Here is an 18007-nt window from a genome sequence, read left to right as displayed (position 1 = left end):
CCGGAATGAAACTAGATGAAACGTGGAGTTGCGACTTGCTCACATAATAATTCGGAGAATTCACATTTTTTGAAGGCTTTCGTATATTTTTCTTTGATAAAGTGTAGTAGCTATTCTCGTTTTATCTGATGATGCTTTTTCATTTACAGGAATATATTTCCCTGCCTTCTTATATTGTAGTACTGAAGCTATCCTTTTTTTTTCAATTGCACTTTTTGAATCTAATTTTGTCAAGAAAGGAATCATAAATTCATTGATAAAACCGTATGTTTCTTGAGCACTAATTTCTAATCTAAAAACATGATTGTTATTAGATTTTTTTAAGCAATTAGCAATCAAACTTTGAAAGTCTATTAATGATGTGTCATCATTAAATAGTTCAATTTTTCTAAATTCAATATAATAATGATTAAGGACCTCCTTATTTAAGTCTAATAGTTCCGTAATTTTTTTATCAGAAATAACATCAGAAGATTTGGATGATTTTTGGAATTGAGATAAATTACTATTTGATTTTTCTCTATTATATCGATTAAAAATATTATCATTTTTTAAAAAAAAGATAGATGCTACGGTAAGCAAAAATGAAAAAATAACTCCTAAAATTAGAATTATCGAATAGAATAAAATAAAATTACCATTGTATATCTGAAAAATACTGATGATAACTGCCAAAATAGGTAATAGCGGAACAAAAATTAGTGTAACCTTCTTGGCGGTTGTTATAGAATTTATCTTTTGTATCTGTCGATGAAGGAAGAAAAAAGATTTTTCAATTATTCTTGCCATAATTCTAGGTTATTTTCAATTGAAGAATAAAAATACTAAAAATAAAGCTAATTGAAACAGAATGAAATGTTTACTATCTTTGCTGTTCAGCAATTTGTTGTACTAATGTTGTACTGATAGAAACAAAAAAGCCTTTACATTTCTGCAAAGGCTTGATTTTACTAGTGGTCCCACCTGGGCTCGAACCAGGGACCACCTGATTATGAGTCAGGTGCTCTAACCAGCTGAGCTATAGGACCGGTTTAGAGGATGCAATATTACTACTATTTTTCATTCACTCCAAATATTTTAAGACATCATTTGTATTTTATTTTAAATCTTTTTTTGAATCTCAAAAACGAAATTGATTTTCAACGTCTTATTCAAAAATTAAAATGACATTTTTTTATTTAATTTCTTGGCAAAGCTCCACCAAAACACCATTTGTGTTCTTCGGATGCAGAAAAACAACCAATTTATTGTCGGCTCCTTTCTTCGGAACTTCATTAATCAAGACAAAACCTTCATTTTTTAAACGCGCTATTTCGGCTTCGATATCATCAACATCAAAAGCAATGTGATGAATTCCTTCTCCTTTTTTCTCTAAGAACTTAGCAATCGGACTTTCTGGATTTGTCGCCACCAAAAGTTCGATTTTATTATTTCCTGTCTGAAAGAAAGAAGTCAATACGCCTTCGCTCTCTACAGCTTCCATTTTATAAGACGGAACGCCAAGCATTTTTTCGAACAAAACATTCGCGTCATCCATGTTTTTTACTGCAATCCCGATATGCTCTATTTTATTTACCATTTCTCTTATCTTGATTGATTTATATAAGTATTAAAGTAACCACACTCTGCAATTACATCCTGATAATATTTGGTATCAGAATAGTCTTTTCTTAAAGCTTTGAATGAGTTCCAAGCAATAAAATTAACTTTATCATCTTGAATTTCCCAATAGCTGTTTACGGCGTTGTATTTTTTATTGTAATAATCATTTCTTTCACATTTCGAAATCAGATACAAACATTTTGCCTTTTGTTCTTTGTTTGAAGCGGCGTCAAAAGCTTTTTGATAATACATTTTAGAAACCGAATTATTAGTAATCATTTCTTTCATTGTGTTTCTAAACGAATATGGACTTGAGCCATAACCCACAATACTCATTTCATAAAAAGTTCTTCCGTTTCCGAAATGAGAAATATTATAAAAAGCATTTCCAAGCAAAAGACTGTTCGTGTAAACATCTTCTTTCTGAGCCAATTTATCCTGCATTTCTTTTATTGTAGTCAAGAAGTCCATATAAGTATATTTTCTTTTTTGATACGCCGCATGCTCACAATCATGGCAATCTTTAATATTTCCGTTAAACGGATTTCCTAAGAATTTAACATACTGAACAGAATCGGTTTGTTTCATAAATTCAATCGCTTCTGGAATTTTGTTTTTAAATGTCGCCTGAACCGCCTGAAAATTATTAATGTCTTTCAGTTTCAAACTATAAATTCCTGCACCAATTTTTTCGATTTCAGATTTACTAGATTTTTCCAAAAAGCTTTTTATTGCCAGCAAATTCTTTTCATTGTCATAATAAGCATTTCCGTCGTTCCAATAACTATAGCGTGATTCGCCATAAATCTCGGCCATAACCTGATCTCCTTTTTCTTTATACAAATGTGACAAATAGCTTCTGCTCCATGAAGAAGCATTTTGGTAACGAAATTCGCTTCCTTTATAATTTTTAGGAAGTTCATAATACAGCCAATTCAAATCAGCCAGAATAGTTTTCTCGTTTTTATCTGTCAGCTTATCAATCTTGCTTAAATTGTTTACAAAACGCAATAAACGAAGCTGCATTCCTGCCAATTCTGTTTTCGGAAGTGTCTTTTCTGCTTTGTTATAATTCTTTTCTGCATTGGCATAATCACCTTTTAGTGTTTGAAGATATCCCGTTGCAATATCCCATAAATATGGCTTTTCGGTATTTCCTGCAGCAGAAATTTTCGCAATTAAATCGACTGCGCTATTGTCAATTTTTGCTTTGTTCTCCGTTTTGTTTTCTGCAACAGTCTGTGGCGTAGGCGGCTTACTATAATCTCCGCTGCTCACCTGAAATGAGTTGTTTATTTTTTCTTCCAGCGAATTAACCAATCTTGTTCCCAAATAATTTAAATGCTCGCTTTTTGGATCCAATTCATAGATTTTTTCAATTGCCTGTTTTTCGTCTTTGTAATATCCGTGAATTGCCCAAAGCGCTGCTTTTTCTTTGTTGTTTTTTGCCATTGCCAAAGCTTTAGTCCAATCTGAGACGTTTTTTGGCTTAAAACTATAAGCTGTAACGACTCTTAATTCTGGACATTTATCAAAAACTTGAGCATATAAATAATTAGAAGTCGCGTATTTTTTCTGTTTATAATTAATTCCAGCAACATACGCCAAAGCACGATAATACAAAGTATTCTTGGCAACAGCACTTTCGGTTTTATTAAAAAAGTCAATTGCTTTTTGCTTATCGTTACTATAAAAACGAGCTTTCATGGTCAAGAACCAATATCTGTTTTTCAAAAACGGATCCGACAAAGTATTGTACACATTTTCGATAGATTGAATCATTTTAGCGTCATTGAAAGTTTTTGCCACAACAGGATCATAACTCCAATAATCGTCTCCAATTGAAACCGTTTCTATCTTTTGAGCCAAATACAAAAATTCGACAAAGTTTTTTACTTTCTCATCTTTCAAATTCAGCTTTTTGCTCCATTTCTGAGAGCTTTTATTTTCCTTTTTTGTTTTATAATAAACATGCAAACCTTCAATTTCTTCTTTGTTTTTGATAGCATCTTTTTCATCAGAATAATATCTCGGCTTTTCATCACCAATCAAAAAATAATTGACAGTTGTTGTATCTGCTTTTCCTTTAAGATAATCTGCCCAATCTGATTTTATGTTTTTATTGAAACGAGAATTATGCTGGGTATCAAAACCAATTCCGTAAAAAATCCCACCAGATAAAAACAAAGGTGAGTACGATTTGTCAGCAAAAGTTTCTGGTGTAAAATTTGAGTTATAAGAACCAAAAGAATCCCAATCTCCGTCTGCGCAAGCATATATAATTCCGAATGCAGAAAGCAAAACGGCACTAGAAGCAAGAAATAATCTGCTTAAAAGTATTTTTTTCATAATTGTTTAAATTGAATTCGTCTAAATCGTAAAATATAATTTCGTTTGGCTTTTCAACAAGATTATCTTGCAAATCTTCTGCCATTTCTTTTAAATCGTCTGGTTTTATTTCTTCCATTTTCAAAAGATCATTTTCTTCATAAAAAACACCATTTTTATAATTGGAATGTTTTACTCTGAAAAAAATAGGGCTCATTTTTTCAAAATTGGAATCTTTTTCAAGCGCTCTACTATTCATTTTAGAACGAAGCCCAATCACTTTATTATTTCTAATATGAACTCCCCACGAAAAGATCGGAAAAGCAAAATCTAGATGCAGCGGATATCTTTTTAAACTTTTAAGATATCGTTCTGCCACTTTTTTATCGTAAATAGAATTTAGAGAATCGGGCGCAATCGATCCCATATTGTAATACATCAAAACTCCGGAATCTACATTTGGAATTTTTGTTTTCTTGAAATATTTCACTTGATGCAATCGAATGGTGGCAGAAAGTTTCTTCTTCGAAAGCTTTTTAAAAACTTCTATAAATTTCAGATAATTCTCTTTGCTTTTTAATGTCCAATCGCAATCAATTTGAATTTCTTGACTCGCAATTTTATTTTTAGAATTGATTTGTTCTATAAAACCAAACGTTTTTTGAGCCAGATCATTTACATCAAGATTCGGTTGGAGCATCACTTTGTTCTGAATAAAAACAACCGGAACAATACTATACTCCTTTAGATTTTCTTCAAATCGAATTGGGCTAATAGGAATTGGAAAATTTGACTCTGGATGAAGTCCAATATCAAAATATCTTACATAGAGTTTTTGAACATTGTTTTCTTTCAATGACTCTTTTTCCGTTTCAGAAAATTTCAATATTGTTTTCCAGTAATAAAAGGAGATGATCGGTTTTTCGTTTTTACTGCATGATAGCATTAAAAATAGAAACAAAACTGGAAAAAATCGCTTGAACAAAACTTAGGAAAATTACATTTTAATTCAAAAGTAAGAAATTATAGCATTTTAAACACTAAAATTTTTGAAGATTTCCAAAAGTTCCAAATCCTAATAAATGGATAAAAAATTTCAATTAAAGCAAATATAATCGTTATTTTGTGCAATCAAATTGAAAAACTGCTATGTTGAAAAACACTCTAAAATATATTGCATTTATAATTCTAATATCAATGATAAGCTGCGCTAAAAGGGGCAGCATTACCGGCGGTTTAAAAGACACATTAGCTCCTGTTTTGGTATCAAGTTTTCCTAAAAATTTTACAACCGATTTTAAAGGAAACACTATTACTTTAAATTTTGATGAATATATCAAACTCAAAAACACTAACAAACAGCTGATTATTTCTCCTCCTTTAAAAAATGAGCCATTAATCACGCCACAAAGTGTTAGCAAATTTATAAAAATTGAACTTCGAGATACTTTGCTGCCGAACACAACTTATAGTTTAAATTTTGGACAGGCAATTCAGGATAATAACGAAGGAAATGCTTTAAATCAGTTCAAGTATATTTTCTCAACAGGGTCGCACATTGATTCGCTTAAACTGAACGGAAAAATAAAAGATGCTTACGGGAAATATGTTGACAATTTTGTTTCTGTAATGCTATATGAAGTAAATGATAAATTTAAAGATTCTACCATTTACAAAGAATTTCCACGCTACATTACAAACACTCTGGACAGTATGAGAACTTTTCAGTTTGAAAATTTAAAAGAAGGAAAATATCTTTTGGTGGCATTAAAGGACAAAGGATCTAACAATAAATTTAATCCGAAAGATGATAAAATCGGATTTTTGAAAAACTATATTACAATTCCGACTGACACTGTTTATGAATTAGAACTATTTAAAGAAACATTGCCATTAAAAGCTTTCAAACCAATTCAAGCTTCTGGAAATCGTTTGTATCTTCCGTACGACGGAAAACAGAATTTCAAAAACTCAAAACCAAAAGTTGTACTTAAAAATGGCAATGAAGTTTTAGAAACGATTATAACGCAATTTCCTAAAAAAGACTCGCTTCAAGTTTGGTATAAACCAATAAAAGCCGATTCGTTATCAATGGAAGTTGAAAAAGGAGATTACAAGAAGCGATTTTCTTTTAAAATTAAAGCCTTAAAAAAAGATACCCTAAATATTAAAGCCGTACAAAATGGGCAAATTAACTTTAGGGAACGTTTTACGCTGGAAACTGAAACGCCATTGGTTAAATTTGACAATTCTAAAATTAGATTGGTAAATAAAGACTCTGTCGCTGTTCCTTACACAACAGAATATGACGAATTTGACCAAAAACTTTATTTTGATTTCAAAAAAGAACCTTTAGATAAATACAGTTTTACTTTCTTGCCAGGTGCTTTGACCGATTTTTACGAAAAAACAAACGACACCTTATCGTACAAACTCAGTACAAAAGAATATGCTGATTACGGAAATATTATATTGACGCTAAAAAATGTAAAACGCTTTCCTATAATTGTCGAATTGACTAATAAAAAAGGAGATGTTGTTTTGGCTGAAGGATATTCTGAAGGAGCAACTACATTAGAATTTAATTTACTCCAGCCTGACGTCTTTACTGTGCGTATTATTTACGATGATAATAAAAACAAACAGTACGACACTGGTAATTTCTTAGAAAAGAAATATTCCGAAGAAGTATTTTACAACCAAGAAGAATTTGATGTCCGTGCCAATTGGGATCGAAACGAGACAATTGACTTAGGCATTCCGTTTAATCCAGAAGTTGAGAAAAAACAAGACGATAAAAAGAAAAAAGAGGCGGAAAAGAAACGAAAAGCTTTTTAAAGTTTATGGATAGGGAGGAATTAATTATTGAAAAAAATTGGATTAGCAAAAATTGGATTTGGCTACTTTTAGGAGTTCTTTCAGTTGCATTCATTCTAATTGCTACATTAAATTCAAACTCCAAAAATGGTTTATCGGACACTATAACTGCATTTAAAGAAAATTCTTTATTTGAAAAAGCAATAGATCATGCTAATAAAAACCCAGAAGTCATACAAACTATTGGAAAAATCGCTCCCGTTGACAAGCTAGCAATTTTAGAAGGCAGCTCCACTTACTCCAACAACAATAACTCTGTTGATTTATCCATCAGAATTAATGGTGATATAAAAAATGGAAAATTAGAAATCCATGCTGACAGAAATGGTTCAGACTGGAATTATAAAAAGATACTTATTCGAATTAAAAACCCAAATCGAGAAATTATAGTTCTTAATAAACCATAGCTCTTTCCTAAAACTTAATTTCAAACTGATCTCTATCGCTTAAAAAGTCCAATTTTTTACGCGTTTCATACATGGTGTTTTTGTCCAATTCCACGACAAAGACACCATTTTTTTCTTGTGGTTCTAAAATATAATTGCCCAAAAAATCTATCGCTTGCGAATGCCCAATATGCTCGTAATCGTGAGTATCGTTACCAATTCTGTTTACCCCAACTACATACGAAAGATTTTCTATTGCTCGAGCTTTTAGCAAAGCATCCCAAGCATTCGTGCGCACTTTTGGCCAATTGGCAACATACAAAATAAGGTCGTAGTTTTCTACATTTCGAGCAAAAACTGGAAATCTCAAATCGTAACAAATCTGAAGGCATATTTTCCAATCCAGATAATCAACAATAACTTTTTGATTTCCGCGCGTATACACTTTGTCTTCACCTGCTAAAGAAAAGGAATGTCGTTTATCATAATATTGAATTTCGCCAGACGGAAAAACAAACAACATTCGATTATAGTATTTTCCGTTTTCTGTAATGACAACACTTCCTGTTATCGCAGCATTTTTTTGTTTTGCTTTCGATTTCATCCATTCAATCGTTTCCCCTTGCATCGTTTCAGCAACCTCACAAGCATTCATCGTAAATCCAGTCGAAAACATTTCGGGAAGCACAATCAAATTTACTTCCGAATCAATTTCATTGATCTTTGAATCAAAGTTTTCTCTGTTTTTAACAGCATTCTGCCAAAAAAGGTCGGTTTGGACTAGAGCAATTTTCATTTTTATAGAGATATAAAAGTCAACAACAAATTAAATCACGATCAAACTTGGAACAGCACTTTTGTACGGTTGCAGTTTTTCGTGATTTGGCTCTTCTTCGGTAATCACATAACTCACCTCAGATAGATTAGCAATTTTCATTTTAAGAACCGTATTTAATTTTTCCGTAATGGTTAAAACTGCTGTTTTCTTAGAAGCCTGAATCATCGCTTTTTTCACTTGAACTGTTTCCCAATCAGAGTCAGAATAACCGCCGTCTACGTCTAGAGCATTTGTTCCTAAAACCAGAAGATCTGCTTTTATATTAGCCAATTGATGAAAAGCTTCTCCGCTCACACACATTTGACTGTAAGAAGAAATGCTTCCACCAATCATGATGGTTTTAATATTTGGTTTATCTAAAAGCTGAACAGCCGTTAAAGCAGTAATAGTAAAAACAGTCAAATTAAGATCATTCGGAATTAATCGGATAAATTCACGAATTGTTGTTCCTCCATCAACAATTAAAACCATACCGTCATGAAGAAGCCCAACGGCTTTCTGCGCGATAACTTGTTTCGCTTCGACAGCATAAGTTTGATTAGATGAAGAATAGTGATATCCTTTGGTCATCGCGCCGCCTTTCACTTTAATCAAAAGTGAATCAGCATCAAGTTCATTAATATCACGACGAACAGTATCTTCGGAAACACCAAGTTTAGCCGAAAGAGTTTCAAAACTCACACGCGTGTGTAAGTTGATCTCTTTTAGAATATGATTTTTACGTTCTTCTTTACTGTAATTTAAAACTTCATTTTCCGTGCTCATGCCTATTATTTTTTTTCTAATTACAAAAATAAACATTTCAGCAAACAATTCATCGAAACAAAAAATCAAATTAGCGCATTAGATCACTTTAAAACAAAACAGAACCCGTTTACATCAAAAACTTAAAATAACTTGTTTTAAGCTCTTTTCTAAGACAAATTGAAGCCTTTTATAGATTTGAACGGATTTATAAATAAATTACTCTGTTTCAAAAAACAAAAAACGCTTCCGTCGTAACGGAAGCGTTTTTCTAAAATATACTAAATTGTGTATTATCCTTTTAAGCTTGCTGCTAAATACTCACGGTTCATACGTGCAATATTTTCAAGCGAAATTCCTTTTGGACATTCGATTTCACAAGCTCCTGTATTTGTACAGTTACCGAAACCTTCTAAATCCATTTGGTGAACCATGTGTAAAACACGATCCGTTGCTTCAACTTTACCTTGTGGCAATAATGCATATTGAGAAACTTTTGCCGCAACGAATAACATTGCTGAAGAGTTTTTACAAGTTGCAACACAAGCTCCACAACCAATACAAGCAGCAGCATCAAATGATTTATCTGCATCATCTTTTGGAACTGGAATAGTATTAGCGTCGATTGTATTTCCTGAAGTGTTTACAGAGATAAATCCTCCTGCGTGTTGAATTCTATCAAAAGAACTTCTATCAACCACTAAGTCTTTAATTACCGGGAAAGCTTTTGCTCTAAATGGCTCGATAAAAATCGTATCACCATCTTTAAACATACGCATGTGCAACTGACAAGTTGTAACTCCTCTATCTGGTCCGTGCGCTTCTCCGTTGATGAATAAAGAACACATTCCGCAGATTCCCTCACGACAATCGTGGTCAAATGCTACAGGCTCTTCTCCTTTATTGATTAAACCTTCGTTAAGAACGTCTAACATTTCAAGGAAAGACATGTCTGGTTCGATTCCATCGATAGGATATTCTACAATCCCTCCTTTATCTTGAGCGTTTTTCTGACGCCATATTTTTAATGTAAGTTTCATACCTTTTTCGTTTGAAAGTCATAAAGTCGAAAGTCGCAAGTCGCTTGGCACATTTTGCCTTTTGACTTTAAGACTTTGGGCTTTCGACCAAATTCTTATTTATAACTTCTTTGAACTAATTTAATGTTTTCGTAATTAAGAGGTTCTTTGTGCAACACTGCATCACTTGGTTTTCCTTTGTATTCCCAAGCTGCAACGTATGCAAAGTTTTCGTCGTCACGAAGTGCTTCTCCTTCTTCTGTCTGATACTCCTCACGGAAGTGACCTCCACAAGATTCATTACGGTGTAAAGCATCTTTCGCGAACAATTCTCCTAATTCTAAGAAATCGGCAACACGAGTTGCTTTTTCTAATTCCTGATTAAATTCGTAAGCACCTCCTGGAACTTTCACATCTTTATAAAACTCTTCACGTAAAGCAGCAATTTCTTCGATAGCTTCAGTTAAACCTTTAGCATTACGAGCCATACCTACTTTATTCCACATAATTTTTCCAAGTTTTTTATGGAAATAATCTACAGAATGTTTACCGTTGTTATTGATAAATTTATTGATTTGATCTACAACCGCTTTCTCAGCTTCAACGAATTCTGGCAAGTCTGTAGAAATTTCACCCATTTTAATATCTGGAGCTAAATAATCTCCGATAGTATAAGGCAATACGAAATATCCATCAGCTAAACCTTGCATTAAAGCAGAAGCTCCAAGTCTGTTTGCTCCGTGGTCAGAGAAGTTAGATTCTCCAATTGAGAAACATCCAGGAATAGTCGTCATTAAGTTATAATCAACCCAAGTTCCACCCATTGTGTAGTGAACCGCTGGGTAAATCATCATTGGTGTAGTATAAGGATCTTCGTCAACGATTTTGTAATACATCTGGAATAAGTTTCCGTATTTACTTTTTACGATCGCAGCTCCCAATTTAGTTACCAAAGCAGCATCTTTATCATCTAAACCTTTTACATAAGCATCTTCAGTTCCGTAACGTTTGATAGCTGCTGCGAAATCTAAGTAAACTGCTTCACCCGTTTTGTTAACTCCAAAACCAGCATCACATCTTTCTTTAGCCGCACGAGACGCAACGTCACGAGGTACTAAGTTACCAAATGCAGGATATCTTCTTTCTAAGAAATAATCTCTTTCGTCTTCAGATAAATCAGTTGCTTTTTTCTTTCCTTCACGGATTGCTTGAGCATCTTCTAATTTTTTAGGCACCCAAATACGACCGTCATTACGTAAAGATTCAGACATCAAAGTCAATTTAGACTGGTGATCTCCTGAAACCGGAATACATGTTGGGTGAATTTGCGTGTAACAAGGATTTGCGAAAAACGCTCCTTTTTTATGAATTTTCCAAGCTGCTGTTGCGTTACTTCCCATAGCATTTGTTGAAAGGAAAAATACGTTTCCGTATCCTCCAGAACCAACTACTACCGCGTGAGCAGAATGTCTTTCTATTTTTCCTGTGATTAAGTCACGAGCGATAATACCTCTCGCTTTTCCGTTCACGATTACAATGTCAAGCATTTCGTGACGGTTGTACATTTTAATTTTTCCACGACCAATCTGACGGTTCATTGCAGAATAAGCTCCTAACAATAATTGCTGTCCCGTTTGTCCCTGCGCGTAAAATGTACGAGAAACCAAAGTTCCTCCAAAAGAACGGTTATCTAAAAGTCCGCCGTATTCACGAGCCAATGGCACCCCTTGAGCCACACATTGGTCAATAATATTACCTGAAACTTCAGCCAAACGATAAACGTTTGCCTCACGAGCACGGTAATCACCACCTTTTACAGTATCGTAAAATAATCTGTAAATCGAATCACCGTCACCTTTATAGTTTTTTGCTGCATTGATACCCCCTTGTGCAGCAATAGAGTGCGCACGACGAGGAGAATCTTGGAAGCAGAATGCTTTTACGTTATATCCTAACTCAGCCAAAGTAGCCGCAGCCGAACCTCCAGCTAAACCTGTACCAACTACAATAATATCAAGATTACGTTTGTTAGCAGGGTTTACTAAATTAATATGATCTTTATAATTTGTCCATTTGTCCGCTATAGGACCATTTGGAATTTTTGAATCTAATGCCATTATAATTGATATTAATTATTGAAATGATGAAATAAAGCGATAATTACGAAAAGCGCCGGAACTACAACTGCAAACCAGTAACCTACTTTTGATAAAAATCTAGAGTATTTATTGTGCATCCCTACAGATTGAAGAGAAGATGCAAATCCGTGCCATAAGTGGAATCCTAAAAGGATGAAAGACACACAGTACAATGCCGTACGGATTGGATCGTGAAATTTGTGAACTAACTCACCATAATACCTTGTAGCATCTGGCGCTGTACCTGCAATATATTTGTAGGTAACTTCAGGAAACCAGAAATCATAAAAGTGCAATCCTAAGAAAGCTAAAATAACCAATCCAGAAATAATCATATTTCTAGAACTCCAAGAAGCGTTTGCTGCTCCGTTGTATTTTGCGTATGCAATTGGTCGTGCCGCGCTGTTTTGAGCTGTAAGAATAAATCCCATTACGAAGTGGAAAATTACCCCGAATGCCAAAATTGGCTGCATTACATACTGAATCAGCGGATTGTATCCCATAAAGTGAGAAGCCTCGTTGAAAACGTCTTCACTAATAATAGAGATAAAATTTAAGGAAACATGCAGCGCTAAAAACGTGATTAAGAATATTCCCGAAAGAGCCATAGCTACTTTCTTTAAAATGGAAGCATTCAATAGTGCAGATTGTGCCATAAGTGTTAAGTAGTTTGTTTTAAAAAATTAGACAAAAATAATTCAATTACAAAAGAACTACAACCATTTCGCTGTTATTTATAATGATTTTAAAATAGCTCCTTTCTACGTACTTTTACGTATAAAAATTAAGTTAGTAAAAAATAATTCACTATAGAGAATCTCAAAACACTGCTTTTTAAGCGTTAAAGAAAAATTTCCACACTAAGTAGATTACCAAAAATTTATCATATTGTTATTTTATTCAAAGTTTTAATTTATTTTCTTCAAAAGTGCTCTGCAGCAGAAATTTTGTCTAAGTAAAAAATTGCCATTCCACAACATAGTTTTACCTTTAGCGGCTCAAAAAATTAATAATGAAAACAGGAATTGATGCTATTTCGTTTGATGTAGCAAACATACATTTACCCATAAAAACTTTGGCAATTGCCAGAAATATTGAACCAGAAAAATTAGAAAAGGGTCTTGGATTACTAAAAATGACTTTCCCAGACGTTCATCAGGACGCGGTTGTTTTTGGGGCAAATGCTTTAACCAAGCTTATCATTGACAATAAAATTGACTTAAAAAAAATAAGCCGAATATATGTTGGTACCGAAAGTGGTATTGACAGTTCTAAACCAATTGCTTCTTATTTAATTAGCTTGATGGAGCAGAAATTTGGCGAAGATTCATTAGCAGAATGTGATGTTGTTGATTTTACTTTTGCTTGTATTGGCGGAGTTGATGCTTTGCAAAACTGTCTAGATTTCGTAAAATTAAATCCAACTAAAAAAGCAATTGTAGTTACTTCTGATTTTGCAAAATACGATTTAAATTCTGGTGGAGAATATACGCAAGGCGCCGGAGCGGTTGCCATGTTAATTGCTGCAAACCCAAAAATTATTGCTTTTGATGATAATTGGGCAACGAGCACAAAAGGTGTTTTCGACTTCTTTAAACCATACAGAACTATCTCTAAAGAGGAAATTACCAAAAATGTAAACAATGATTCTTGGTTTGACAATTTAGAAGCCGAAATCGAAATCCATAAAGACCAGCCGGTTTTTGACGGACAATATTCGAATCAATGTTATATGGATCGTACGCGCAATGCTTACTTTTCATTCAAAAAATTAAAAAACACTACCGAAACTTTATATAACACTTGGCACAGTATTGTAATGCACTTGCCATATTCTTTTCAAGGAAGAAGAATGTTATCAGAAATCTATGCTTTAGACAGTGCCGAAAAAATTATTGCCGATGATATTGCACCAGCAGATTATCAGACAAAAATTAAAGAAGTAGCCAAATCTGATAATTACAGAAGTTTTGTAACTGAGAAATTGCAACCTGCCGAATTAGCTTCGTCTTTAATTGGAAACCTTTATACGGGTTCTATTTTTATGGGATTGTTATCTACACTAGCTCATTTTTATGATACGAATAAAGAAGTAGCTGGAACTAAATTTGGTTTCTTAGCTTATGGAAGCGGATCGAAATCTAAGGTTTTTGAAGGAACGATCCAGCCAGAATGGAAATCGGCCCTAGAAAACGTGAAACTTTTTGAAAATTTAGCCGAAAGCGCAGAAATTGATTTCAACACTTACGAAAGCCTTCATAAAAAAGAACATAAACAAAGCGTAAGAACTCCTAAAAATGAATGGGTTCTGGACCGAATTGAAAAAGAGATTCCTGTTTTGATTGGAGCTCGTTATTATAAATGGGTGGATTAAAAAATTAATTTTCAATTTTTTAAATCCCAAATTCCAATAGAAAACCGAAGCTATTTGCTTCGGTTTTTTTGTTTTACGCACATCGTTTGTCATTTTGACGAAGGAGAAATGACAAGATTGGGAAAAAAAACTTTGACAAAGTTGACAGGACAAAGAAATAATTTTCTAATTATCTCATTGACAAATTCTCTCATTAAAAAACTCAATCCTTCTTATGTTGTTCAGTATAATTTTGATTTCCTTTAATTCGGGTATCTTCAGTGTGCATTCCGTTTGCCATTCCTAACATAAAAGCCGTTATTACGATTATAAATTTTCTTTTTATCCAATGAAAAAGCGGTCGTTTAGATTGCTCCAAACGAGAATTATTATTTTGTTTATACATTTTGAAAATGATAAATGATTAGACATTATTGTATCATCTGTGCTCAGAAATAGATTTTCTTAAGCAGTGTATAAACTTTTATCGAAATGTTTTGAAGTGATTATTTCATTCATAAAAACAGATTGATTTATAAATGAAGTTAGATTTTTATGAAGCAGATTTTGAATTTTTAGCAGTTTCTTAATTTGAAAAGTAAAGACAGTTTCGGTTTTGAGAAAATTCAAAACAATTGAAAATCTTGTTTCGTTCCAAGAAACAGCTTGTCCAAATTTATATAAACGAGAACTTTTAAAATCCTGTTCTCTTCGTAAAACTACAAATGAAGATTGGTAATATTCTGCCGATTTAGATTGAGAATATAAAGCACCATCGCCCGCAATCACGACTAAAGTCAGAAAGAGTGCGATTAAGTATTTTATATGTTTTTTCAATCTTTTAAGTTTTAGATTATAAAACGAAAATACGATTTTTATTCGTTCGGTACTTTTTTAGTTTCATTTTTATAGAGCAACAATCCTAATCCTAAAACAAAAACCACACAACTCAAAAACATCAAAATTCCATTTTTCAAAACAAAAAAAGAAAATCCAACGGCAACCGAACCCACAATTACCATCAAGGACTTTACAGTTTCCGTTTTTATAAAGGCAAATGCATGCAAAGCCAAACCAAGAAAAAGCAAAGACGGTCCAACGGCCACAAACGGATAAAAAAGCAATGGCGAATTACTGATATGCTGACTTAGTGCATCTTTTGCGATTTCGTTATTTCCGTAACTCGACATGATAAAATCGATTGTACAAAGTCCGATGTGGGCAATAACGCCTAAAGTTGTCAGCACAGAAGCAGCAGTATTCATTCTATTTTTAGTAAATGCGTCATTAAATGACAACAAAAAACAAGCTCCAATTAAATTGAACCAATGCGCAAAATCTAGCGATGTATTGAAACTCGGAAAAATGTTAGAAAATAATAAATAGCTGGCTAAGAAAAATAGCAATCCAATCGTGCAGAAATGTTTTGTTTTCATAATTTATTTTTAAAATTGATGAAGCAAAACTAGAATGAAAATTTACCTAAAACTCCTATTTTATTGACTTAGGTACGAAATGTATTATTTTAGGTATGAAATTTACAATGCCATTAAAACATCTTTATAATTTCTCGAAACCGGAAGTTCTATTTGAGTCAGTATAATTGTATTTGCATTTCTCCAAGATTTAAAATGCATCGGATTTATTAAATGCGAACGGTGTATTTGAACTAAAAAATCGAAATCATCTTGTACTTTTTTGAGTGATGAACGAATTAATTTCGATTGAAGTTTTCCGTCTTCGATATAAAAAATTTCTACATAATTCTGTGCATTCGAAATGCAGACCAAATCGGCTTTTTTGATTTTTAGAACATCTAATCTGTTTTCGCCTTTAAATAATAAAACATCTTCTTTTATGGGAATTAGCTTGATTAAATATCTCCGTGCGAGAATAATTACAGGAGTGATGATTAGAGCGACTTTTATAAATATGATCGAAAAGAATTCTGAAAAATTATAGCCGCCATTTAAAATTGGACATTTATAAAAAGTAAAAACTCCAATTAAATACAGTATATGAAATAAAAAAATGGCTATTATTTCTAAACTACTATTCCACTTCTCAATTCTTTTATAAAGGCTTTTTTGAATAATCGTTAAAAGACCATAACATAAAAACGCCATAACACTAAATCCAAAACTAATAAAAAACCAAGCTCTTAAATTTATCGTTCCGTCGTCAAAAGGTTTTATGATGAAAGCAAAAACAAAAAGCCATAAACCAATCAGCAAACCGACTAGAAGATTATGTTTTATGCAAATGTTTATCTGTTTCACTTTCAGTTAGATTTTAAAGTTTCATTTCCATAATAGGCATAAAACGGTTTTTTATGGAAGTTTTGAATTCTCCTATTTTTACAAATCCCATTTTAGAATAGAATTCCTCGGCGTTGGGCTCAGAATCGAGTGTTATTTTTTCGACTCTAATGTGTTTCATTCGATTTAAAAAGTCTAAAAGCAAAAGTTTTCCAAATCCTTTTCCAATATATTCTGGCGAGATAAATAAATTATCAAGTTTTACAATGTTTTCATTTTCAAAAATATAAGAATAATAGCCAACAATACAATCGTTGTCTACCAATTTGAATGTGCTATTATCCCTAATATAATCTTGTGAGATCGTTAAATTTTTATCCCATTTCTGAATTTGTTCTTCCGAATATCCCCAATATGCTTTTGATTTTTTGGTTATTGCTGTTAGGATTTCGTTGTCGGTTATGTTGGCTTTTTCTATTGTCATGGATTTAAAAATAAGTTTTTTAAAGCAATCTTGTCATTTCGACCGAAGGGAGAAATCACACAAGAAATTCCGCATGCAAAATCATCAATCTTTGTCGAATTACTAGTGCAATTTCTCCCTTCGGTCGAAATGACAAATTAGACTGATAATTCTATAAATTAGTTATAAATCGTAAACTTATTATGACTCAAAGCAAAACCCAAATTCTCATAAATCGCTACGTTTTCGACTCGTTTTTTATTGGTCGTAACTTCAATACTTTTTAAATTATTCTCTTCTGCAAAATTCAAAATCTCATTTATTAACGACCGTCCAACGCCTTGGCCGCGGTATTTTTGATGAATAAAAAACTCCTGAATTTCACCAACTAAACCGCAATGATGCAACAGATTTTGAGTATGAAAGCTAATAAAACCTAAACCTTCCGTTTCATTTTCGGCAATTAGATACAGATTTTTTGAGTTTGAAATGTTTTCATTGAATATCATTTGGAAAACTTCAAAATCTAAAACTTCATTCTCAAGTTCGCATATTGCTTTATAGATAAAATCCAAGTCTTGATTTTCTGCTTTTCTGATGCTTATTTTTAAACCCATAACTTTAACTCATATCAGCCAATCTGACTATTTTATTGTCTGAAAACTGAAAAATTGACTTTCCTTTCATATTTAATTCCTGACCCGCTTTTAATCCGTTTGGAAAATCTATCGCAAGAACGGCGTAATAATCAATTTCGACGATCGCTGTAATTTCATCTTGTATAAGTGATGTAATGGTCTGCTTTCTTGCCGAAAAGTATTCTTTGGCTTTTTCGGCTTGAGCGGCAAATTCTTTTATTCCATTCAAAGTCATGTTGGTTTCTCCATTCTGAATATTTTCAAAAACAACTGATTCATCAAAATCAGCTATCATTTTATCAATATCAAATTGATTATAGCCTTCAATGTAATTTTGAATTATTTTTTCTTTTTCGATCATAG

The 18007-nt window shown here is 32.8% G+C and carries 19 protein-coding genes and 1 tRNA gene; 3 read left to right on the top strand and 17 right to left on the bottom strand.

Annotation, left to right across the window (positions count from 1 at the left end; genetic code table 11):
* Positions 1-60: 60 nt before the first annotated feature.
* The 5 genes from RB618_RS07045 to RB618_RS07025 all read right to left on the bottom strand — a co-directional run bounded on the left by RB618_RS07045 (position 61) and on the right by RB618_RS07025 (position 4786).
* Complete coding sequence (locus tag RB618_RS07045) at positions 61-789, bottom strand: hypothetical protein (protein WP_308068102.1); 729 nt, start codon at positions 787-789, stop codon at positions 61-63.
* A gap of 165 nt (positions 790-954) precedes the next feature.
* Positions 955-1028 (bottom strand) — tRNA-Ile (locus tag RB618_RS07040).
* Between the two features lie 146 nt (positions 1029-1174).
* Positions 1175-1579 carry a methylmalonyl-CoA epimerase gene (mce, locus tag RB618_RS07035; RefSeq protein WP_095928359.1) on the bottom strand — a complete coding sequence of 135 codons (405 nt, stop codon included), beginning with the start codon at positions 1577-1579 and terminating at the stop codon, positions 1175-1177.
* A gap of 5 nt (positions 1580-1584) precedes the next feature.
* Complete coding sequence (locus tag RB618_RS07030) at positions 1585-3951, bottom strand: hypothetical protein (RefSeq protein WP_308068101.1); 2367 nt, start codon at positions 3949-3951, stop codon at positions 1585-1587.
* Positions 3911-4786: a hypothetical protein gene (locus RB618_RS07025; protein WP_308068100.1), complete on the bottom strand. Its 876-nt coding sequence runs from the start codon at positions 4784-4786 to the stop codon at positions 3911-3913. The genes RB618_RS07030 and RB618_RS07025 overlap by 41 nt, the downstream gene beginning before the upstream one ends.
* Before the next feature lie 293 nt (positions 4787-5079).
* Here RB618_RS07025 and RB618_RS07020 point away from each other — a divergent pair, with 293 nt between their 5' ends.
* Together RB618_RS07020 and RB618_RS07015 are read left to right on the top strand one after the other, a co-directional pair.
* The gene (locus RB618_RS07020; RefSeq protein ID WP_308068099.1) at positions 5080-6768 is read left to right on the top strand and encodes an Ig-like domain-containing protein; all 1689 of its coding nucleotides are present in this window, start codon (positions 5080-5082) and stop codon (positions 6766-6768) included.
* 5 nt (positions 6769-6773) lie between these two features.
* The gene (locus tag RB618_RS07015; RefSeq protein ID WP_308068098.1) at positions 6774-7214 is read left to right on the top strand and encodes a cytochrome c oxidase assembly factor Coa1 family protein; all 441 of its coding nucleotides are present in this window, start codon (positions 6774-6776) and stop codon (positions 7212-7214) included.
* 7 nt (positions 7215-7221) lie between these two features.
* Here the strand turns inward: RB618_RS07015 and RB618_RS07010 are convergent, their stop codons facing one another.
* The 5 genes from RB618_RS07010 to RB618_RS06990 form a co-directional block, all read right to left on the bottom strand.
* The gene (locus RB618_RS07010; protein WP_308068097.1) at positions 7222-7989 is read right to left on the bottom strand and encodes an amidohydrolase; all 768 of its coding nucleotides are present in this window, start codon (positions 7987-7989) and stop codon (positions 7222-7224) included.
* Between the two features lie 30 nt (positions 7990-8019).
* A complete protein-coding gene (locus RB618_RS07005; RefSeq protein WP_201999493.1) occupies positions 8020-8796 on the bottom strand; it encodes a DeoR/GlpR family DNA-binding transcription regulator in 777 nt (258 codons plus the stop codon).
* 272 nt (positions 8797-9068) lie between these two features.
* Positions 9069-9815, bottom strand: coding sequence for a succinate dehydrogenase/fumarate reductase iron-sulfur subunit (locus RB618_RS07000; RefSeq protein ID WP_111365707.1), 747 nt, complete (start codon positions 9813-9815; stop codon positions 9069-9071).
* A 95-nt stretch (positions 9816-9910) separates the two neighbouring features.
* Positions 9911-11911: a fumarate reductase/succinate dehydrogenase flavoprotein subunit gene (locus RB618_RS06995; protein ID WP_111377478.1), complete on the bottom strand. Its 2001-nt coding sequence runs from the start codon at positions 11909-11911 to the stop codon at positions 9911-9913.
* An 11-nt stretch (positions 11912-11922) separates the two neighbouring features.
* Entirely contained in the window at positions 11923-12588 is a 666-nt protein-coding gene (locus RB618_RS06990) for a succinate dehydrogenase cytochrome b subunit (protein ID WP_111365703.1), read from the bottom strand.
* Positions 12589-12944: 356 nt separating this feature from the next.
* On the opposite strand from RB618_RS06990, the gene RB618_RS06985 reads away from it, so the two are divergent.
* Complete coding sequence (locus RB618_RS06985; protein WP_308068096.1) at positions 12945-14306, top strand: hydroxymethylglutaryl-CoA synthase; 1362 nt, start codon at positions 12945-12947, stop codon at positions 14304-14306.
* 202 nt (positions 14307-14508) lie between these two features.
* On the opposite strand, the gene RB618_RS06980 is transcribed toward RB618_RS06985, so the two are convergent.
* From RB618_RS06980 to RB618_RS06950, 7 genes are all read right to left on the bottom strand, one after another.
* The gene (locus RB618_RS06980; protein WP_308068095.1) at positions 14509-14691 is read right to left on the bottom strand and encodes a hypothetical protein; all 183 of its coding nucleotides are present in this window, start codon (positions 14689-14691) and stop codon (positions 14509-14511) included.
* Positions 14692-14750: 59 nt separating this feature from the next.
* The gene (locus RB618_RS06975) at positions 14751-15122 is read right to left on the bottom strand and encodes a hypothetical protein (RefSeq protein ID WP_308068094.1); all 372 of its coding nucleotides are present in this window, start codon (positions 15120-15122) and stop codon (positions 14751-14753) included.
* Between the two features lie 38 nt (positions 15123-15160).
* The gene (locus RB618_RS06970; RefSeq protein ID WP_308068093.1) at positions 15161-15721 is read right to left on the bottom strand and encodes a hypothetical protein; all 561 of its coding nucleotides are present in this window, start codon (positions 15719-15721) and stop codon (positions 15161-15163) included.
* Between the two features lie 102 nt (positions 15722-15823).
* Positions 15824-16564 carry a LytTR family DNA-binding domain-containing protein gene (locus RB618_RS06965; RefSeq protein ID WP_308068092.1) on the bottom strand — a complete coding sequence of 247 codons (741 nt, stop codon included), beginning with the start codon at positions 16562-16564 and terminating at the stop codon, positions 15824-15826.
* Between the two features lie 13 nt (positions 16565-16577).
* Positions 16578-17027, bottom strand: coding sequence for a GNAT family N-acetyltransferase (locus RB618_RS06960; protein WP_308068091.1), 450 nt, complete (start codon positions 17025-17027; stop codon positions 16578-16580).
* Between the two features lie 158 nt (positions 17028-17185).
* Positions 17186-17623: a GNAT family N-acetyltransferase gene (locus tag RB618_RS06955; RefSeq protein ID WP_308068090.1), complete on the bottom strand. Its 438-nt coding sequence runs from the start codon at positions 17621-17623 to the stop codon at positions 17186-17188.
* Positions 17624-17627: 4 nt separating this feature from the next.
* Positions 17628-18005 (bottom strand): nuclear transport factor 2 family protein, encoded by a 378-nt coding sequence (locus tag RB618_RS06950; RefSeq protein WP_308068089.1) that lies wholly within the window; start codon positions 18003-18005, stop codon positions 17628-17630.
* Positions 18006-18007: the final 2 nt, after the last annotated feature.

Origin of the sequence: Flavobacterium sp. LHD-85, assembly GCF_030929595.1 — a bacterium.
Taxonomy (GTDB): domain Bacteria; phylum Bacteroidota; class Bacteroidia; order Flavobacteriales; family Flavobacteriaceae; genus Flavobacterium.
The sequence above is the reverse complement of the archived record's forward strand: the minus strand, read 5'-3'. Positions and strand labels throughout refer to the sequence as shown.